We start from the raw sequence: 19,881 nt of genomic DNA, 5'->3' as shown, positions 1-19,881 counted from the left end.
GCCGAACGGCGGGGGCGGCTCCTTGCCTGGTCCCACGAAGGACCGGCCGTGCACGGACCATCCGGGGTGTCGGGATGCCCCCGTCGGAGGGGCTTCGCCACAGTTGTCCCGACTGTCCCTACTGCCTCATAAGTCACAACTGTTTCGGTGGCCTCTATGTCCCCAAACGACTCGTTCGTCCCCTCCGTCTCAGCCGGTCCGTCTCGCCCGGCCGGTCTCAGCCGGCCGGGCCGGTGCCGAGGACGAGATGGGCGGACTGGGCCTGGCCGCTGGTGTCGGTCCAGCCGAGGGTGACGGTGTCGCCGGGGTGGTGCTGGCCGAGCAGCGCGGTCAGCGTGTTGGGATCGGGCACCGAGGCGCCGTCGAGCGAGGTGATCACGTCGCCGGCGAGCAGCCCGAGGTGGTCGGCCGGGGAGTTGGGCACGACCTGGACGACCGCCGCGCCATTGGTCGTGGAGTACTGGTTGGCGGTGCCGACCCCGACGCCGAGCCAGGCCGTCGCGCCGATGTGCACGGTCGACGAGGCGTGGCCGCCGGCGATGGCCTCGGCTGTGGTCTCCGCCTGGGTGGCCGGTATGGCGAAGCCCTCGGTCGACGCGTCCTGGAACTGGTAGCCGGTGGAGGCGGCGGTGTCGATGCCGATCACCTGGCCCTGGGCGTTGACCAGTGGGCCGCCGGAGTCGCCCGCCTGGATCTGCGCGTCGACCTGGATCAGACCGCTGAGCTGCTCGGAAGTGCCCGAGCCCTCGTCCGTCGCGGTGATCCGCTGGCCGAGCGCGGTGACCGAACCGGCCGCCTGGCTCGGTTGCCCGCCGCGCCCGCCGGCGTTGCCGAGCGCCGTGACCGAGTCGCCGACGGAGACGTTCGTGCTCGCCGCCAGGCTGAGCGTCTGGAGTCCCGAGGCGCCGTGCAGCTGGACCAGCGCCAGGTCGTGGCTGCGGTCGTAGCCGATCACGGACGCGCTGTAGCTGCGGCCGTTCCCGATGTCCACGGCGCTCAGCGACGTGGCGCCGTTGATGACGTGGTTGTTGGTGAGGACGATGCCGTCCGAGGTCAGCACGATGCCGGTGCCCGCCGCCTCGGTGCCCTGCAGGCCCTCCTCGCTGACCAGGTCGACGCTGCCCGCCGCGACCTGCGCCAGCGTCCGGGTCGTCGTCGCCGAGCCCGACCCGCCCAGCGACCCCGACGACGATCCCGACGAGGGGGACGACGACGGAGCCGTCGTCCACGGTGAGGACGACCGTGTGGGGGACGCCGTCGAGGACGTCGAGAGCGTGCACCCCGCGACGCCCATGGACGCGGCTATCCCGCAGGCCACCAGTCCTGCTGCGTTCCACCTCATGGCGCCACCTCCGTGCTCGGCGCGCCTCCATTGCCTGACTGATCCGTGCCCGGTCGGCGGGAGCGCCACGCGTGGGAGGAGGCGATTTGAAGGCCTTTCTCATGAAGCGGCAGAGCGGGCGCCGGATCCACCGCAGCTACTGCATCTGGCGGCGGGCCAGCTGGTGGAAGGGGCCGGAGGTGTCCGCGAGGAGCGCCGCGGGCGTGCCCTCCTGCACGATCCGGCCCTCGGTCATGACCAGGACCCGGTCGGCGTCCAGCACGGTCGACAGCCGGTGCGCGATCACCACGCGGGTGGCGCGAAGCCGCCGGGTGCTCTCGATCACGATCCGCTGGGTCTCGTTGTCGAGCGCGCTGGTGGCCTCGTCGAAGAGCAGGATGCGGGGACGGCGGACCAGCGCCTGAGCGATCATCAGGCGTTGCCGCTGCCCGCCGGAGACGGTGCCGCCGCCGTCGGACAGGACGGTGTGCAGGCCCATCGGCATGGCCTTGATGTCCTCCGCGAGCCCGGCCATCGCCGCCGCCTCCCACACCTCCTCCATGCTGTGCGGCTCGGTGCCGCGGATGCAGTCCAGGATCGAGCCGTTGAACGGCTGCGCGTGCTGGAGCACGACCCCGCACTGGCGGCGCACCGCCGCCTGGTCGAGCGAGGCGAGGTCCTGGCCGTCGAAGAGGACGCCGCCCGAGACGGGCTGCTCGAAGCCGATCAGCAGTCGCAGCAGCGTCGACTTGCCGCTGCCGCTCGCGCCGACGACGGCGACGAACTCGCCCGGCTCGATCCGGAACGTCACGCCGTCGAGCACCGGCGGCCCGTTCTCGGTGTAGCGGAAGGACAGGTCGCGGGCCTCGATCCCGCCGGAGAGCGGGCCCGGCGCCGCGCTGCCGCCGCGCACCTCGGGCGCCTCGTCCAGCACCGGCTTGATCTGCTCGAACAGCGGCAGCGCCGACACCACCGAGAGCAGCGAGCCGGTGAGCTGGGTGACCGAGGTCAGCACCATCGTCACCGAGGTGCTGAAGGTGAGGAAGCTGCTCGCCGACATGCTGCCGCGGGCCGGTCCGGCCAGCAGCATGAACATCCCGAGCATGCAGACCGGCAGGTAGACGGCGTTGCAGACGGTGATCAGGTTCTTGATCCGGCCCACCCGGCGCTGCATCTCCCGGCTGCGGGCGAACTCGCCCGCCCACGCCGCGTAGGCGAAGTCCTCGGCGGCGGCGACCCGCAGCTTGGGCAGCCCGCGCAGGGTCTGGAACGCCTGGTTGTTCAGCTTGTTGTTCAGCACGGTCAGCCTGCGCTGCCAGCGGACCTGCCACAGGCCCAGGCCCAGGAAGACCGCCGCGATCACCACCAGCATCCCGATCGCCGCCAGTGCCAGCGGGACGCTGAAGCAGAGCAGCAGCACGAGGTTGACCAGCCCGACCGTGCCGGCCTGGACGACCACCGTGCTGACCCCGGACAGGAGCCGGCGGATGGCGCTGATGCCCATCGCCGCCGAGGCCAGCTCGCCCGTCGACCGTCCCGCGAAGAACCGCGTGGGCAGCCGCAGCAGCCGGTCCCAGACGGCCGGCTGGAGCGTGGCCTCGACGCGGCCCTCCAGACGCAGGATGGAGAGGTTCTCCAGCAGCATGAACGCCGCGGAGACCAGCGTGGTCGCGACGATCGCCAGCGAGGTCTGCACGATCAGGTCGCTCTCGGCGTTGGGCACGTAGTCGCCGAGCACCTGCCCGGTCGCGATCGGCACCAGCGTGCCGAGCACCACCGCGACCAGGCCGCTGACGACCAGCCGCCGCAGGTCCGGGCGCGTGCCGCGGACGCTGAAGCGCAGCAGCCGCCAGGCCGAGAGCGGCTCCTCGGGGAGCGGCCGGTAACACAGGACGGCATAGGGCTCGAACTGGTCCGCGTTCTGCGCGCGGATCCGGGTGCGCCTCCCGTCGGACGGCTCCACCGCCTCGTAACCGGTGCGACGCCACAGCAGTGCGACTGGGGTGCCGGACGCCGACCGGAACCCGAGCAGCGGCCCGGCGTCCTGGCTCCACCACCGGCCCTGGAGCCGGACCTGCCGGGTGCGGAAGCGGGAGGCGACCGCGATCCTCTCGATCGGGGAGCGCCGGTCGGTCCCGGCACCGCCGCCGGTGGGCGCGGTGATCGCGATCCCGGCCGCCTCGCCCACGATCCGGCAGGCGGCGAGGGTCGCCTCGTCCACGCCGGAGCCGCCACCGGGCGTCGAACCGGGCGTCGGACCGGCACGGCCCCGGTCGGACCGCTCGAGCGAGGTGAGCAGCGCCCGGTCGGCCTGGGCGCGCGCCGCGTCGCCTGCCTTGACGCCGGCTTCGGCCCGGTCCTCGAAGGTCCGCTCCAGCTCGTCGATCCACCGGTCCAGGGCGAACAGCAGGCGGCTCTGCTGGTCCACCAGCTGCTGCCAGGCGGCCGGATCGACGAACAGGTCCAGCGCGGTCTCCTGGCTGTAGACGCCGCCGTGGACCAGGCTGCCCGGAGGGAGCGACAGCCACTGCATGTCCTCGCCGAGGTCGTCCACCACGACGTCGGGACCGGCCGACCCGCCTCCCGCGCGGGCCTCGAAGAGGAGCCGCAGGCTGCGTCCCATGCCGCGGGCGAAGGCGTCCTCCAGCGGGGACGGCGCCCCGTGCGCGCCGTAGTACGCCCAGTCGGGCGCGTACTGGGGCGCGAACATCAGCTCACGCAACTGGATCCGGCGCAGCACACAGCCGGACTGCGGCCGGCCGATCACGGTGTGCCGCGGGCCGTCGACGGGGCCGGGCAGCAGCGCGCCGGCCCCGAGGCGGCCGAGGAAGTGCCAGCGGCCCTCGAACACCGCGTCCACGGCGAACAGGTCGAGCGCACCGGCCACGACCAGCCACACCACGTGCGGGCCCTCCAGCGGCAGCCGTCGCACGCCCGTGCAGTCGACCGGCGCGCCGAGGCCGCCGAGCGCGGTGAGCACCGCGTCCTCGCCGAGCGGCTGCCGGGCGGACTCCGGCACGTACTCGGGCACGTACTCCGGCGCGTACTCCTGTCCGTACGGGGTGACCTGGACGATCTGTCCCGTCGTCCACGGGCCCTGGGGATCCGGCGAAGGCACGGGGGGTTCGGCGAACGACATGTCAGTGCTCCCTGACCAGCTGGGCGTAAGGCCCCGCGGCCGTCACCAGGTCCTCGTGACGCCCGCGTTCGACCACGACCCCGCGGTCCAGCACCACGATCTCGTCGCTGTCCCGGACGGTGCTGAGCCGGTGGGCGATCACCACGCAGGCGCAGCCGCGCCGGCGGAGGTTGTCCATGACGACCTGCTCGGTCTCCGCGTCGAGGGCGCTGGTCACCTCGTCGAGGACCAACACGCTGGGCTGGCGCACCAGCGCGCGGGCGATCTCCAGGCGTTGGCGCTGACCGCCGGAGAAGTTGCGGCCGTCCTGCTCGACCCGGCTGTGGATGCCGCCGGGACGCCGGGAGACCGCGTCGAGGACCGCCGCGTCGCGCAGCGCGGCGGTGACGGCCTCGTCCGGGACGGAGGGGTCCCAGAGCGCCACGTTGTCGCGGACCGTGCCCTCGAAGAGGAAGACGTCCTGGTCGACGAAGGACACCGAGGCCGCCAGCGAGCTGCGCGGGATGTCGGCGAGCCGCTGCCCGTCGATGCTGATCTCGCCCTCCCAGGGCTGGTAGAGGCCGGAGATCAACCGGGACACCGTGGACTTGCCGCTGCCCGAGCCGCCCACCAGCGCGACCTGCCGACCGGGTCCGACGTCCAGCGTGAAGCCCTTGAGCAGCGGCTGGTCCAGCGCGCTGTAGCCGAAGGTCACGTTCTCCAGCAGCACATGACCGCTGAGGCGGCGCGCCCCGGCGACGGCGCGGGAGCTGGTCAGCCGCGCGTCGGTGGGGAAGCTCTCGACGTCCTTGAGCCGGGCCATGTCCGCGGCGAAGTCCTGGACGCGTCCGGCCACCCCGTTCAGCCGGGTGACCGGCGCGGTGAAGCTGGCCACCAGGGCCTGGAAGGCGACCAGCAGACCGATCGAGATCTGGCCCTCCACCGCCCGCAGTCCGCCGATCAGCAGGATCAGCGCACTGTTGAGCGCGGAGAGGGTGGGGGCGACGATGCTCAGCGCGGCGCTCGGAACACCGAGGCGCTGCTCGCCGTTGAGCGTGACCGCGTGCTGGCCTGCCCAGCGCCGGAAGTACCCGGTCTCGCCGCCGGTCGCCTTCATCGTCTCGATCAACTGAAGTCCGCTGTACGAGGTGTTGGTCAGGCGGGCGCTGTCCGCGCGCAGCTTCTGCACGCCGGTCCCGCGGATGCGGACCACCACCCGCAGCGCCACCACGTTGAGCAGCGCGATGCCGATGCCGAGGACGGTCAGCTGCGGGTCGTAGGTCCACAGCAGCACGGCGTACAGGACGACCACGATCGCGTCGACGCCGACCGCGGCGAGGTCCCTGGCGAGGGTCTCGGCCACCGAGTCGTTGGACTGGAGGCGTTGGACCAGGTCGGCGGGGTTGCGCTGGGTGAAGAAGGCCACCGGCAGTCGGAGCAGGTGGCGCAGGAAGCGGGCGCTGCTGAGCGTGGACGCGATCATCCGGCCGCGCAGCAGGTTGGCCTGCTGCACGGCGGTCAGCACGCCGGTCAGCAAGACCAGCGTCGCCATCGCCGCGAACAGCACCGGCAGCAGCGAGGTCTGACTACCGATCAGGAAGGAGTCGATATAGGTGCGGCTCAGTGCCGGCATCGCCACGCCGACGGCGACCAGCAGCAGGCTGGCCGCGAGCACGGCGGGCGTGGTGCCCTTGGTGCCGCGCAGCCGGGCGGGCAGGGCGCTCAGCACGCCCGGCCGCCTGCCGCCCGGCCGGAATCCCGGGCCCGGCTCGAAGGTCAGGACCACGCCGGTGAAGCCGGAGTCGAAGTCCTCCTCGTCGACGAACCGGCGTCCGCGCGCCGGGTCGTTGAGCTGCACGCCGCGTCTGCCGAGGCGGCGGCGGGCGCCCTCGTAGACGACGAAGTGGTTGAACTCCCAGAACAGCACGGCGGGTGTGCGCACCTCGGCGGCCAGGGCGGCGGGCTCCATCTGCATGCCCTTGGCCGTCAGGTCGTATCCGCGCGCGGCCTTCAGCACGTTGCTCGCGCGGGAGCCGTCCCGGGAGACGCCGCAGGCGATCCGCAGTTCCTCGAGCGGGACGTGCCGTCCGTAGTGCCCGAGCACCATGGAGAGGGCGGCGGCGCCGCACTCGACCGCCTCCATCTGCAGGACGGTGGGGGTGCGCACGGTCTTCTGCCGCACGGTCTTCTGCTGCTCGGTCCTTTGCCGAACCGTCCGCTGCCGGGCGGTGCGTTGCGGGGCGGTGCGTTGCGGGGCGGTCCGCTGGGGGGCGGCGCGCCTGGAGCGGTTCGGGCTGGCGGCGCGTCGTCCGCTCACGGCAGGATCCAATCGATCGGGTGCTGTCCGGCCAGGTGCACGGCGGCGCTCACCAGCTCGGTGGACTGGAGCTGGTACGGCGGGCCTTGCGTGGTGGACCAGGCGTAGCCGGACCTGCTGCTGCCGTACCGCTCCAACTGCACGACCACCGGCACCGGTTCGCCCTGCGTGCTGAAGGCCTGGGCGAGCTGGTCGCTGCCGAGGAAGCCCGCGATCTGCTGCTGCGACTCGGGGCTGCGGCCGACCGACTGGACCTTCCCGCGCAGCAGCCCGTACTGCTGGACCGGCACCGACTGGACGGTGAGGTCCACCTCCGCGCCGACGGGGATCGACGAGGCGGTGGTCGCGGACGCGTACAGGACCGCGACGAGCGGCTCGTCGGGGCTGGTGACTCGTTCGACGGTGGCGAGTCCCGAGCCGGTCGCGACGACCGAGCCGAGCGGGGCGGAGAGCGTGGTGATCCGGCCCGCCGACACCGTTCTGACCATCTGCACCTTCTGGCTGCTGCCCGTGCGGACGCCGAGGAGGGGCGCTCCGGCGGCGAGGGTGTCACCCGCGCTCGCGTAGACGGCGACGACCTGACCGGCCACCGGGCTCTCCAGGGTGTAGCTGCCCTCGGCGTGGAAGAGGATGCCGGGCGCGTCGGCCTTGGTGGAGACCGTGCCGGTCACCGCCCAGAAGCCGGCGGCTGCCACGACCGCCGCCGTGACCAGGAGCACGAGGCGGCCCTGCGGGCGGGCCAGCTGAGCCGGCACGTCGAGATCCTCGGGCGACTGCTGCTTGGCCAGCGCCTGCTGCCGGAACTGCACAGGGTATTTCCTTAGGCTGCTCGGCGCCGAAATGCGCCGGAATGAAAAAAGGCGCGACGCAGGCCCCGGAACGTATAGTTCCAGGGCCTGATCCCGAACCGTTCAGCTCGGCGAGGATATCCAGAAATCAGATACCCGTGACCATGTTGGTCAGGTTGCTGACGGTGCCGGTCATACCGGCCAGGCCGGTGACCTCGGAGACCAGGCCGCCGACCGGGAGGACGGAGCCGACGCCGTTCAGCGCGTCCGAGATGCCCGACACGTGAACGCCGAGGCCGGCGACACCGTGCACGCCGGCGCCGGCGTTGAGGCCGAGGCCGCCCGCCACGCCGTCCAGGTCGGCGTCGTCGATCTCGCGGGTCTCGACCTGCGGCGTGAAGTCGCTGCGCATGAGTGTATTTCCTCTCAATGCTCTGAGCATTTCCAGTCGTGGGTACGGGTATATGCCCGCCCCTTTCTTGGCATGATCCAACCAGTCGGCGGTCGTATATGTCCACTCGCGGCCATTGGGTTTTATTGTGAACGTTCGAGTCGGCTCGTGGGCGGGAGCATCCGCAATTCCGACCGAATGATGGGGCTGCTGTGAACGAAGCTGACGATGATGGCGTTGCTGCGTTCGTTGTGTGATGTCCGGGAGGGCGTGATGTGTCCGGAATGGATGCACGTGTACCCAACGCGGAGAGGATGGGGACGAAGTGAGGAGTCGTCCGGTGTCTCCGGCGGGCGGACGAGCGCGTGAAGATTCCGCGAAGCATCGTCCTGATGAGCCCAGCATGCCGGTGCCGTGGGCGTCCTGGACACCGACGATCGGCGGAACCGGGGCCACCGGACGGGGGTACGTCCCGGGTGCCCCGGTTCCGCCGGGCTACCGCGCGACGGCGGCGGCGACGCCGACGCGGTTCCACGCGTTGGTCGTCGCGATCGTCCAGACCAGGCGGTTCGCCGACCGGTCGCCGAGGCGGCGGACGGCCTCCGCGCGGACCGGCGCGGGGACGGCGCCGCCGGTGGGGCGGGTCAGGTGCTCGGCGAGGGCGAGGGCGGCGCGTTCGGTCGGGGTGAAGTCGGAGGAGTCCTCCCAGCTGTCGAGTCGGGTGAGCTTGGCCGCCGACTGCCCTGCGGCGAGGGCTCCTTCGTGGTGGAGGCCGGTGCAGTAGGCGCAGCCGTTAAGCCGGGAGACGTGCAGGCTGACCAGCTCCGTGAGGGCGGGCGGCAGGTCCTGGCCCGCGACCTGGGTGAGCTCGGCGAGGGCTCGCATGGCGTCGACGGACGCGGTCGGGTCGAGGCGCGGCGCGTCCGCGTCCGCGTTCGTGCCGGAGCCGGTGCCGGTCGGGGCGGGGGACGGGGAGGTCATGGCAGGCCTTTCACGAGACAGAGGGGCGGGGTCGCCTGTTCGAAACTGACCGGGGTCTCCGGGGTCAGTGCCAGATCGGCCCCGGTCAGCGGGGTTTCGGTGCGGATCAGGATGTTGTAGTGGTTGGGGAGGTGGCACGCGTCGAAGCCCAGCACCGTGCCGACGGCGCGTCCGGCGATGCGGACGGTGTCGCCGCGGTCGATGACGCCGCCGCGGTCCAGTTCGACGAATCCGAGGAAGCCGACGCGGTCGATCCGCGCGCCGGGCGCCGTCTCGTGGTGGTCGGTGGTGACGAGCTCGTGCACCTCGCCGGCGCGGACGCAGCGGCTCGCGTGCGGTTCGAGCGTCATCCCGCGGTTCTCGCGGCGGTGGACCAGGACCTTGACGATCAGTCCGTGGACGGTGCGCTTGGGGCCGTCCTCGCGCAGGAGCCCGGGCAGCGGGTCGGCGGAGCTCAGCACGGGGCCGCCTCCGTCGGCTCAGGACCGACGGGCAGCGCCTCGTCGAGCAGCAGCTCCTCGAGCACCGGCTCGTCGGACGGCGGTTCGTGGGACGGCGGTTCGTGGGACGGCGGTTCGTCGGACACGGTGCGGGCGAGTCGGTAGGTCGCCGCCACCAGCGCCAGGGCGGCGGCTCCGCCGGGGTCCGGGCGGAAGGGGCCGCTGAGCCGGGTGGCGAAGGCGGCGAGAACCGCCTCGTACTCGTGCCACAGGGAGGCTTTGAAGCCCTGGTGCCCGGCCAGCATGTCGGCATGGTGGACGGAGCCGTCCGCCAGGACGACCTCGACGTCCTTCAGCTCGCCCGGGTAGGACCAGTCGAGCTCGACCGTCGCGCGCGCGTCGCCGGAGGCCGCGCGCAGGTCGATCTCCGCCTGGCGGTCGAGCCCCGCCTCGTCGTAGCGGATCCGCGCGCCCTCGACGGTCACCTCGCCCAGCAGCAGGCGGACCAGGTCGAAGGCGTTGGGCCCGTTGTCGGCGACGCAGCCGCCCCCGCAGCGGGCCGGGTCCAGGTACCAGCGGTCGGGGCCGACGTGTTCCTCGATCCGCTCGAAGTAGCGGACGGTGACCCGGGCGATCGGAACGCCGCTCGGCAGGCGCGCGGCGAGCGCGGTGACGGCGGTGTTGTGACGCCGGTGGAAGGCGGTGAACAGCGGCGTCCCGGAGACCTCGGCCAGCGCCACGAGTTCGGCGCCCTGCTCGTCGGTCAGGGCCAGCGGCTTCTCCACGCACACCGGCACGCCCGCGCGCAGGAAGTCGGCGCAGACCGCGGCGTGCGCGTCGTTGGGCACGGTGACGACGACGCCGTCGAGCGACGGGTGGGCGGCCAGCAGCTCGCGGTGGTCCCGGTAGGCAGGCACGGGGAGACGGTCACGCCAGGGGCTGAGCGCCGCGTCGTCCCGGTCGCAGACGGCCGCGAGGCGGGCGGTCGGGGAGGCCTCGAGGGCGGCGAGGTAGTAGCGGGAGATGACGCCGAGTCCGACCACGGCGACGGCGTGCGAGCGCATCAGCGTTCCCCGTCCCGCGGCGCGGGAGCCGCCGGGAGGACGGACACCGGCGGCAGGGGCGCAGGGGGCCGCAGAGCGAACCGCTCGGCCACGGCGCTGAGCTCCCGGTACTGCTCGGCGCTGACGGGCACCCCGGCGGCACGACGAACGCTCGCCCGCTCGCCCTCCGCCCAGCCCGGGTAGCGGACGGGGGAGTCGACGTCGAGCGGCGGGCAGGCGAGCAGGCTGCTGAACAGGCTGTCGGCGTCGACGGCGAACTGCTCGCGCGGACGCAGCAGAGCCGGGGCGACGGCGGCGACCAGGTAGCCGATGTCGTCGTCACGCCCGGAGGGCCGTCCGTCGCCGTCGAGCGCCTCCGGGGCCGGACCGAGGCCGGAGCCGCTGACCAGCCCGGCGAGCACCTCCACGGCCAGCCCCAGGCCGTATCCCTTGTACGCGCCGGTCTCGGGGAAGCCGCCGAGCCAGCCGAGATGGGCCTCGCCGCGGTCGAAGGCGGCGGGGTCGGTGACGGCCCCGCCGCTGTCGTCCGTGAGCCAGCCCTCCGGCACCGGTCGGCCCGCCCGGGCGGCGGCACGGACGCGCCCGGTGGGGACGACGGTGGTGCTCATGTCGAGGACGAACGGGTGGTGCGGTCCGGCGGGGGCGGCGACGGCCAGCGGGTTGGTGCCGAGCATCGCGACGCCGCCGCCCGGCGGACGGGCGATGCGCTGGCGGCCGCAGTTGGAGGCGACCAGGCCGACCAGGCCGCGCCGGGCCGCGCGGGCGGCGTGATGCCCGGCGCAGCCGAGGTGGGTGGCGTTGTGCACGGAGACCAGGCCGACGCCGAAGCGCTCCGCGCGCTCCACGGCGAGGTCCATCGCGACGGCGGCGGCCCACAGGCCCAGCGCGCGGCGGGCGTCGAGACGGACCGCCGCGCCGAGGTCGGCGGTGAGTGCCGGCTCGGCGGCCGGATCGGCGCGGCGCTGCTCGAACAGCGGGAGGTACAGGCGGGTGAGGTTGGCCAGCCCGTGGGAGCTCATGCCCGTCAGATCGCCGTAGCACAGGGCCTCGGCCGCGACGGCCGCCCGGTCCTCGGCGAGGCCGCACCGGGTGAAGACCTCGGCGACGAAACCGGTGAGCTCCTCATGGGCGAGCCGGACCGGGGCGTCCGGCCCCGCCTCCGGCGGATGACCGGACGGCGGACCCGGCGGAGGACCGGATGGCGACGACGGGCTCGACAACTGCATGGGGGAGGCTCCTCCTGACGGTCGTGGGCACGGCTTGCTCGGGGTGCTCGGGGTGCTCGGGGTGCTCGGGGCGCTCGGGGTGCTCGGGGTGCTCGGGGTGCGAAGGGTGTGGGGGTGAGCGGCGCGGAAGGCGGCGAGCAGGCGGGGGATCACGGCGGCGAACGCGTCGAGCTCGGCGAGGTCGGCGAACTCGCCGTGGGCGTGGGCGTGGTTGGTGTCGAGGCTGCCGGGGCCCAGCACGACGGTGTGCGCGTCGGGCAGGCCGGACATCCAGATCGCGTCGCAGGTGAAGGCCGGTTCGCCGGCCGGCCATGGCGGCACCTGCGCACGGTCGAGCAGCGGCGCGAGCCAGGAGGGGTCGCCGTCGAGGGCGGGCAGGCCCCGCTTGAGCCAGTCCAGATGGACGATCGCCGACGCTTCGGCGGCCGTCAGGGCGAACCTGCGGCTGTGCCGGAAGGTGGTGGCGAAGGAGCGCAGCCCGTCCGCGACCGCGTCGCGCAGCAGCCCCTCCAAACGCCGTCCGACGGCGGGCGAGCGGTAGGAGAGGTTCAGCAGCAGCTGCCCCGAGCCGTGGACGCGGTTGTGCAGCACCCCGGCCTGGAGCCCGCCCACGCACAACTGGCCGTCCTCCGTCGCGAGTTCGTCGTCGATCATGGCGGCGAGGTGCTGGGCGAGCCACCCGAGCAGGACGCCGGCGTTGTGCCCGGCCTCGGGCCGGTCGTCGATCGCGTCGCGGCCGCGGACCCGCAGCCGCGCGGTCATCGCGGCGGTGCTGCGGAGCAGGGCGCGGCCGCCGGTGGGTTCGCAGAACACGTTGAGCCGCCCGTGGTACCCGGCCTCGACCAGCGGCCGGGTGCCGAGGGTGCCCAGCGCGCCGCCCTCCTCGCCGGCCACGGCCTGGATCAGGACGCGGGTGTCGCGGGCGAGTCCGGGCTGCTCAGCGAGGGCGCGACGCAGTCCGGACAGCAGCGCGACGGCCGGCCCCTTGGCGTCGACGGCGCCGCGCCCGTGGAAGCGCTCCCCGTCGAAGCGCACCGGCTCCGACCCCGCGACGGTGTCGAGGTGGACGTTGAACATCACCGTCCGCGTGTGCGGCGCGCGGTCCGGCCCGAGGCCGAGGACCAGGCTGGGCTGGCAGGCGAGGAACTCAGGCTCCTCGTCGGCGGCTTGGCGCACCGGCAGCGGCACGTCGTCGCGCTGGACGCACTCCGGCGGCGGTGCGGCGTGGTGCAGCACGGTGAAGCCGAGCTCCGCGGCGGCCCCGGCGTAACGTCGCTGCGCCTCCCACAACTCGGGCGCGGGCGAGCCGGGCCCGCACTCCAGAGGTCCCGCGGTGGGCAGCGCGAGCAGGTCCAGCAGCAGTGCGCAGTCGGCGTCGCTCACCACCCTCGCGCTTCCCGCGCGCGCCGCGCCAGCCGGGCTCGCGGGGCACGCCGCGCTCCGCGGGCCCCCGCCGGCTGCCGCGCCTTCCGGGTTCGGGGGGCTGGCGGGGCTTCCCTGGCCAGCCGTGCTTGCCGGGTCTGCCGCGCCAGCCGGACTTCCGCCACCCGTCGCGCTTTCTGGGCCCAGCGGGCCTCCCGAGCGCGCCTGGCTCGCCGCGGTTAGCGGGCTACCAGGACTCGCGGGGTTTCCCGGGCTCTTCGTGCTTCGCGGGCTTCCGGCGCTCGGTGCGCTTCCTAGGCTCGCCGGGCCTCCCGAGCTCGCTCGCCTTCCCGCGGTTGCCGCGCTTCTCGCGCTTCTCGCGCTCGGCGCGCTTCGCGCGGTCACCGGGCGGGCTCCGGGAGGGCTGGCGTCGTGGCGTCCGGGGCTGGCGTCCCGGGTGGTGCGGGGGGTGGCGCGGCGACGGAGTCGAGCAGGCGGCGCAGTGCCATGCCGCAGCGGAGGAAGGCGGCGTGGCACTGGTCGGCCGAGTCGCGGTGGTTCTCGTGCGGCCGGACCGCGATGTGGGGTTCGATCGACAGCGCGCCGCCGTAGCCGTGCGCCAGGAGCAGACGCAGACTCTCGGCCACGCGCAGCGTGCCCGCGCCCGGCTCGCAGTAGCGCGGGCGTCCGTCGGGGCCGAGGACGGCGTCCTTGATGTGGACGTGCAGGATCCGGTCGACGTGCCGCAGCAGCCGCCGCAGCAGGTCGTGCCCGTCGTAGCCGTGGGCGGGGCCGTTGCCCGTGTCGAAGAGCAGGCCCAGGCCGGGGCCGGCCGCCTCCAGCAGGCGGACCGTCCGGTCCGCGTCCGCGCCGGCCCAGCCGGAGCAGTTCTCGTGCAGCAGCGTCAGCCCCGCCGCGTCGGCCCGTGCGGCGAGCACGCGCATGCGGCGCAGCGCCTCGCGCTCCCAGGCGTCCGCGTCCAGCCCGCCGGCGGGGAAGGACATGACGCGGACGAAGCGGGTGCCGAGCCGGGCGCAGCGCCGTTCCAGCACCGCGAGTTCGTCCAGGTCGTCGGTGAAGTCTCCCGCCGCGGACCGGGCCCAGCCGCCGATGCGGGCGTCCACCGCGACGACCGACACCCCGGTGTGCGCCAGCGCGCCCACGACCCGGTCGAAGGCGGCCTCGGACAGTTCGGCGAGCGGCGTCCCGTCCACGGTCCGCAGTTCGATCGAGCGCCAGCCCAGCGCGGTGACGGCGGCCAACTGCTCCTCGATGCCGAGCGCGGCCTCGTCGCCGATCCCCGCGAGCACCGGCGGGCCGGGCGGCTTCGCGTCGACCGGCTCCGCGTCGACCGGTTTCGCGTCGACCGGTTTCGCGTCGACCGGCTCCGTCTCAGTGGGCACCGGCCAGCTCCCTTCGTGCGTCCGGCGAAAGGCGTCCGGCCGTGAGTCGTTTGGCCTCGCCGATCAGCTCGACCACGCGTGCCTGCCGGGCGAGCGCGCTCGGGCAGGGGCCGTCCGCGGCGAAGTCCTCGTAGGCGCGTAGGAAGAACTCCGTCAACGCGTCGTCCCGCAGCACCGTCCTCGGCTCCATGGGAGCCGCGTCGCCCACGATCAGCCGCAGTTGGGCGTGGTGGTCGGACGCGTCGGCCGCGTAGTGGCCGACCGCGGTGCCGCCGTCGAAGCGCAGGGTGATCCGGCGTTCGCGGACGGGCGAGGTGAGGTCGGACCGGACGGCGGTGCGCACGCCGCCGTGGTGGACCAGGTCCACCGTCGCGCCCCCGAGGCGCGGCTCACGTCGCCCGACGGCGTCCAGGTCGGTGCACGAGGCGGTGACCACCTCGGCGTCGCCCGCAAGGCGCAGCGCGACGCCCAGCGCGTGCGGGACCTCGACGTCGAACGCGGTCGGATGCCCGGAAGTGGTGAACGAGCGCTGGAACCGGGGCTTGTTCTGGACGACCTCGATCCGCCGCAGCCGCCCCAGCACGGCCTCCTTCTCGACGAGGTCGACGAGGCGGGCGGTCAGTGTGCTCGCCAGCCAGGGGGCCACGACGGCGGACTGGACGCCGGGGCGTCGCAGCAGCTCCAGCAGCCGCGCGAGCTGGCCCGGATCGGCGGCCGGCGGCTTCTCCAGCAGCAGCCTGCGGAACCCGAGTTCGAGCAGCTCCGTGACGACCTCGGTGCGTGCGACCGGGGGAGTGCAGACGTGGACCACGGTCCGCTCGGGGTCGAGCAGCTGCCGGGCCTGGGCGAGCGAGGCGACCACCCGGTGCTCCCCGTCCGCGGCGGCCTCAGCGGCCCGCGCGGCCCCAGCGCCCCCACCGCCCAAGGCGGATCCGGCGGACCCGGCGGACCCGGCGTCCCGGGCGGATCCGGCCGGTAAGGCCGATGCCCGGTCGACGCCGATCACGGCTGCCGGTGCGAACAGGTCGGGCCGCCGTCGCCGTGCCTTGGCCAGGACCGGGAGGTGGAGACCGGCCCCCGCCCGGCCGAGGCCGACGACCAACGTGCGCAGCATCTCCTGCACCAACCTTCCGTCAAGCCGCCGACTTCGGCGTCGGCGCAGATGAGTTCGGACACGTACGGAGGGAGTGACGTCGGTCAGCCTGAAGGGCGAAAGGCGTCAAGTCAAAACCCGCGCCGCAATCGCTCCCTGTTCGGGTGAATCGGAAGAGGAACCGTGTCGCCTGGCATCGTTCGCCTACGGACATGCTCTAGCGTCGGCCGGTGAATCCGTGGCATCCGTGCCCCAGAAAGGCGGAGATGGAACTCCAGCAGACCGTGGACCGGCGCGAACCGCCGCCCGCCGCCGTGCCGTTCTTCACCCAGGCGGAGGGCTTCGCCGCGCTGTGGCCGCTGATCGAGCGGCATCTGACCGAGGTGTTCGCCGACGGGAAGTTCTCCCACGGCGCCAAGGTGCAGGAGTTGGAGCGGGCGCTCGCCGACTGGACCGGGGCCCGGCACGTCGTCGCCGTGAACAGCGGGACGGACGCGCTGGTGCTGCTGCTGCGCGCGGCCGGTCTGCGGCCGGGGGACGAGGTGGTCGTCCCGGCCTTCTCCTTCGTGGCCTCCGCCTCCTCCGTCGTCCTGGCCGGAGGTCGGCCGGTCTTCGCCGACATCGACCCGGTGACCTACGCCCTGGATCCCGCCTCCGTGGAGCGCGTGCTGACCCCGCGCTGCCGCTTCCTGATGCCGGTGCACCTGTTCTGCCAGCTCGCCGACGTCGGACGGCTCGGCGAACTCGCCCGACTGCACGGGCTCACCGTGGTCGAGGACAGCGCCGAGGCCATCGGCATGCGCCGCGACGGCGTGCACGCCGGGCTGTTCGGCGCCGGGGGCGTGCTCTCGTTCTTCCCGACCAAGACCCTGGGCGCGATCGGCGACGCCGGCGCGGTGCTGACCGACGACGACGAGATCGCCCGCACCGTGGACGCGCTGCGCCACCACGGGCGGTTCGGGCGCACCATCGCCGACTTCTCCACCATCAACACCAGCAGCTCGCTGCCGGGCTGCAACAGCAAGGCGGACGACCTCCAGGCGGCCGTGCTGCTGGCCAAGCTCACCCGGCTGGACGCCGACATCGCCCGCCGCGCCGAACTCGCCGACGCCTACGGCCGACAACTCGCCGGGATCCGCGGCGTGCTGCGGCTGCCCACGGTCGTGGACCGCGGAGTGAAGGCGGACCCGGTGTTCTACGTCTACCTGGTCGAGGTGGAGCGCCGCGACGAGCTGGCCGCGCATCTGGCCGCGCACGGCGTGGAGACCGAGACCTACTACCCGCGTCCGCTCCACCTCCAGCCCTGCTTCGCCGAACTCGGTCACCGCCTTGGGGACTTCCCGTGCGCCGAGGCCGCCTGCGCGCACGCCCTCGCGCTGCCGCTCCACCCCGACCTGCCCATCGCCGCCGTGGACCGGGTCTGCGACCTGATCCAGGGCTTCTACGCCGGAGCCGGAGCCCGCGCATGACGCCCACCACCGCCGCCTCCCGACTGCGGCTGCCGTTCTTCCCGCCCGACCTCTTCGAGGCCGACCGCGAGCACCTGCTGCGCCTCGTCCGGGAGACCGGCACCGCCCCCGCCCAGAAGTTCATCCTCGGCGAGCGGACCGCCCGCTTCGAGCAGGCGCTGCGCGACCGGCTCGGCGCGGCGGACGTGGTCGCCTGCGGCAGCGGCACCAGCGCGCTGACGCTGGTGCTGGCCGCCATGGACGTCGGCCCCGGCGACGAGGTCGTGGTCCCCGCGTTCGGCTGCGCCCCCCTCGCCGGTTCGGTCGTGGCGCTCGGCGCGACGCCCGTCTTCGCGGACATCGACCCGTGGACGATGGTCGTCGACCCGGACGCCGTGGAACGCCGCATCACCGCGCGGACCAAGGCGCTGCTGCCCGCCCACATGTTCTCGGTGATGGCCGACATGCCGCGCCTCGGCGCGCTCGCGCGGGCCTGCCGGCTGCGGCTCGTCGAGGACTCCGCCGTGGCCCAGGGCGGCGTCCAGGGCGGCGTTCCGGCCGGTCTGGCGGGCGAGGCCGGGGTCTACTCGTTCGTCCAGGTGAAGACCTTCGGCACCGCCGGGGAGGGCGGCGCCGTGGTCACCCGGGACGTCGGGCTCGGCCGCACCGTGCGCATGCTGCGCAACCACGGGCAGGACGGCGTCCACCGCTTCCTGCACCACAGGATCGGCTGGAACAGCCGCTTCGACGAGGTGCTGGCCGCCTTCCAACTCCACCGCCTGCCGGGCCTCCCCGAGCGCCTGGAGCGCCGTGCGCGGATCGCCGAGCGCTACACCGAGCGCTTCACGGACCTCGCCGACCGCGGCGTCCTCGCGCCGCCGCCGGGCCGGGACGGCCGCTGCTTCTACGTCTACACGCTCCAGGTCGAGCGCCGCGACGCGCTCCAGGCGCACCTGGCCGAACGCGGCATCGGCTCGCACGTCTACTACCCGCTGCCGCTGCCGCGCCAGCCTGCCTTCTCCCGTTACGCCGCCCCGGGCGACGCCTGGCACGCCGCCGAGCGCGCGGGGGAGCGGATCCTGTCCCTGCCCCTGTATCCACAGCTGAGCGACGCGCAGGTCGAGTACATCGCCGACGCGGTCCGGGAGTTCGCCCTCGCCGGCTGACGCCGCCGCGCGGCCCGTCGTCCCCCAGCCCCCGGGCGCCGCCCGGGGGCGATGAGTCCTGTCCGGCTCGCGCCGTCCACCGTGATCGCGCCAACTCGCCCCTGCCGCCCACGGGGTGCGGTCGGTAGGTGCCGGTCAAGCGGGTGAATTCTCCACCGGGCCGGCCGCCCTTCTCCCGGCCCCGACCCTCCCTCGGCCCTGAAATTCCGGGCATCGCAGCACTATTGGGCAGAGATTCGTACACGACACGTCGAGAGCGGCAGAAGTGCTCCGTGTACCGACGATGTGGTCCACTACGTCCGAACCCGGGCAATCGGTCCGGTCCTTTCAAGGAGATTCCATGACCCGTTTTGTCACGTCGAAGCGCGCCGCCCTGGCCGCCGCCGCTGCCGGCGTCGCCGCCCTCGCCCTGGTGGCCGGCGTCTCCGGCACCGCTTCGGCCGCCCACCTGCGCGCCGCCAACGTGCCGGCGATGACCCTCGACTTCAACGGCAGCAACGACGAGGCCGGCGCCGCGAACTCCGTGGGCGCGGGCTTCGGCGGCACCGCTGCGGTCAAGGACACCAGCGGAAACAAGATCGGGACCGCCTACGACATGTGCGACAAGGACGGCATCAACGCCAACTCGGTGACGGTCTTCTGCAGCGGGGAGATCGTCCTCAGCAACGGTGACCAGATCGCGGTCTCCGGGGTCTTCCCGATCCAGGACCCGGCCACCGCCACCTATCCGAAGTCCTTCGAGGGCGTCGTCACCGGTGGCACGGGTGCCTACGAGGGCATGACCGGCACCGCCCACTTCACCAACCGGTCCCTCGGGGTCTACGACGTGACGTTCAGCTAGCGGCTGCCGCACACCTGACCCGGTGGGCCGCCGTCGTCCGGCGGCCCACCACCGCAAGCCCGACGCCTCGTCGCCCCGACGCACCGGAGAGACCGTGCCCACCGCCGCCCCTGGCCGCTACGCCTTCGACAACGACAGCCCGTACGTGGAGGAGCAGCACCGCTGCCTGGCCGCCGCGCTCGACCCGATCACCACCGCGCGTCTCGCGACGACGGGGGTCGGTCCCGGCTGGCGCTGCCTGGAGGTCGGCGCGGGCCGGGGCAGCGTCGCCCTGTGGCTGGCCGAGCGCGCCGCGCCCGGGGGCCGCGTGCTGGCCACCGACCTGAGACCCGAGCACATCCCGTCCCGGCCGGGGCTGGAGACGCTGCGCCACGACATCGTGCACGACCCGCTGCCCGAGGCCGCCTTCGACCTGATCCACTCCCGTCTGGTGCTGACCCACCTCCCGCAGCGGCGGGCCGTCCTCGTGCGCCTGCTGCGTGCCCTGCGGCCGGGCGGGTGGCTCCAGTTGGAGGAGTTCGACATCGACTACGCGCCCGTGCTGCTGGCGCCCGACGAGCGCACCCGCGCGGGCTACCAGGCGTTCCAGGCCGCCAAGGGGCGTGCCCTGCGGGCCGCCGGAGCGGACCCGTCCTGGGGGCGCTCCTGCGCGGCGGACCTGCGCGCCGCCGGGTTCACCGGCGTCGAGCCGGTGCCGCACCTGGTGCCCTGGCACGCGGACTCCCCGGGCCTTCAGGCGCAGTTGAACCACCTCCACCACCTGCGCGACGCCCTCGTCGCGCAGGGGCTGACGGAGGACCAGTGCGCGGCGGCGTCCGAGGCCATGCGCCATCCCGCGTTCCGGGCGGCCTCCTCGGTCCTGTACTGCGTGCAGGCCCGGCGGCCGTCCTGACGACCGGCAGCACGCCACCAGGCAGCACCC

15 protein-coding genes are annotated in these 19,881 nt (G+C 73.7%); 4 read left to right on the top strand and 11 right to left on the bottom strand.

Features of this window, described 5'->3' with window-relative positions; genetic code table 11:
* Positions 1-217: 217 nt before the first annotated feature.
* The 11 genes from TR50_RS16550 to TR50_RS16495 form a co-directional block, all read right to left on the bottom strand.
* Positions 218-1,342, bottom strand: coding sequence for a S1C family serine protease (locus TR50_RS16550; protein WP_063775084.1), 1,125 nt, complete (start codon positions 1,340-1,342; stop codon positions 218-220).
* 136 nt (positions 1,343-1,478) lie between these two features.
* Positions 1,479-4,460, bottom strand: a complete 2,982-nt coding sequence (locus TR50_RS16545; protein WP_084700426.1) for an NHLP bacteriocin export ABC transporter permease/ATPase subunit — start codon at positions 4,458-4,460, stop codon at positions 1,479-1,481.
* A gap of 1 nt (position 4,461) precedes the next feature.
* Complete coding sequence (locus TR50_RS16540; RefSeq protein ID WP_084700458.1) at positions 4,462-6,582, bottom strand: NHLP family bacteriocin export ABC transporter peptidase/permease/ATPase subunit; 2,121 nt, start codon at positions 6,580-6,582, stop codon at positions 4,462-4,464.
* Positions 6,583-6,752: 170 nt separating this feature from the next.
* The gene (locus tag TR50_RS16535; protein ID WP_042421447.1) at positions 6,753-7,565 is read right to left on the bottom strand and encodes an HlyD family efflux transporter periplasmic adaptor subunit; all 813 of its coding nucleotides are present in this window, start codon (positions 7,563-7,565) and stop codon (positions 6,753-6,755) included.
* 127 nt (positions 7,566-7,692) lie between these two features.
* A complete protein-coding gene (locus TR50_RS16530) occupies positions 7,693-7,956 on the bottom strand; it encodes a hypothetical protein (protein WP_042421445.1) in 264 nt (87 codons plus the stop codon).
* Between the two features lie 474 nt (positions 7,957-8,430).
* Positions 8,431-8,916, bottom strand: a complete 486-nt coding sequence (locus TR50_RS16525) for a carboxymuconolactone decarboxylase family protein (protein WP_042421443.1) — start codon at positions 8,914-8,916, stop codon at positions 8,431-8,433.
* A complete protein-coding gene (locus TR50_RS16520) occupies positions 8,913-9,377 on the bottom strand; it encodes a DUF6917 domain-containing protein (protein ID WP_236654444.1) in 465 nt (154 codons plus the stop codon). The genes TR50_RS16525 and TR50_RS16520 overlap by 4 nt, the downstream gene beginning before the upstream one ends.
* A complete protein-coding gene (locus TR50_RS16515; RefSeq protein ID WP_063775083.1) occupies positions 9,371-10,420 on the bottom strand; it encodes a Gfo/Idh/MocA family protein in 1,050 nt (349 codons plus the stop codon). Before TR50_RS16515 ends, TR50_RS16520 begins: the two co-directional genes overlap by 7 nt.
* Positions 10,420-13,029, bottom strand: a complete 2,610-nt coding sequence (locus TR50_RS48820) for an Ldh family oxidoreductase (RefSeq protein WP_063775082.1) — start codon at positions 13,027-13,029, stop codon at positions 10,420-10,422. Before TR50_RS48820 ends, TR50_RS16515 begins: the two co-directional genes overlap by 1 nt.
* Before the next feature lie 380 nt (positions 13,030-13,409).
* Positions 13,410-14,411 (bottom strand): sugar phosphate isomerase/epimerase family protein, encoded by a 1,002-nt coding sequence (locus TR50_RS16500; protein WP_063775081.1) that lies wholly within the window; start codon positions 14,409-14,411, stop codon positions 13,410-13,412.
* On the bottom strand, positions 14,401-15,525 hold the full coding sequence (locus TR50_RS16495) for a Gfo/Idh/MocA family oxidoreductase (RefSeq protein WP_042421564.1): 1,125 nt from the start codon (positions 15,523-15,525) through the stop codon (positions 14,401-14,403). The genes TR50_RS16500 and TR50_RS16495 overlap by 11 nt, the downstream gene beginning before the upstream one ends.
* Before the next feature lie 245 nt (positions 15,526-15,770).
* On the opposite strand from TR50_RS16495, the gene TR50_RS16490 reads away from it, so the two are divergent.
* The 4 genes from TR50_RS16490 (at position 15,771) to TR50_RS16475 (ending at position 19,851) form a co-directional block, all read left to right on the top strand.
* A complete protein-coding gene (locus TR50_RS16490) occupies positions 15,771-16,973 on the top strand; it encodes a DegT/DnrJ/EryC1/StrS family aminotransferase (protein ID WP_042421441.1) in 1,203 nt (400 codons plus the stop codon).
* Complete coding sequence (locus TR50_RS16485) at positions 16,970-18,118, top strand: DegT/DnrJ/EryC1/StrS family aminotransferase (RefSeq protein WP_042421439.1); 1,149 nt, start codon at positions 16,970-16,972, stop codon at positions 18,116-18,118. The genes TR50_RS16490 and TR50_RS16485 overlap by 4 nt, the downstream gene beginning before the upstream one ends.
* A 340-nt stretch (positions 18,119-18,458) precedes the next feature.
* The gene (locus tag TR50_RS16480; RefSeq protein ID WP_042421436.1) at positions 18,459-18,959 is read left to right on the top strand and encodes an allene oxide cyclase barrel-like domain-containing protein; all 501 of its coding nucleotides are present in this window, start codon (positions 18,459-18,461) and stop codon (positions 18,957-18,959) included.
* Between the two features lie 94 nt (positions 18,960-19,053).
* Positions 19,054-19,851 (top strand): class I SAM-dependent methyltransferase, encoded by a 798-nt coding sequence (locus TR50_RS16475; protein WP_042421434.1) that lies wholly within the window; start codon positions 19,054-19,056, stop codon positions 19,849-19,851.
* Positions 19,852-19,881 lie beyond the last annotated feature (30 nt).

The organism is Streptacidiphilus anmyonensis (assembly GCF_000787855.1).
Taxonomy (GTDB): Bacteria; Actinomycetota; Actinomycetes; order Streptomycetales; family Streptomycetaceae; genus Streptacidiphilus; species Streptacidiphilus anmyonensis.
The sequence above is the reverse complement of the archived record's forward strand: the minus strand, read 5'-3'. Positions and strand labels throughout refer to the sequence as shown.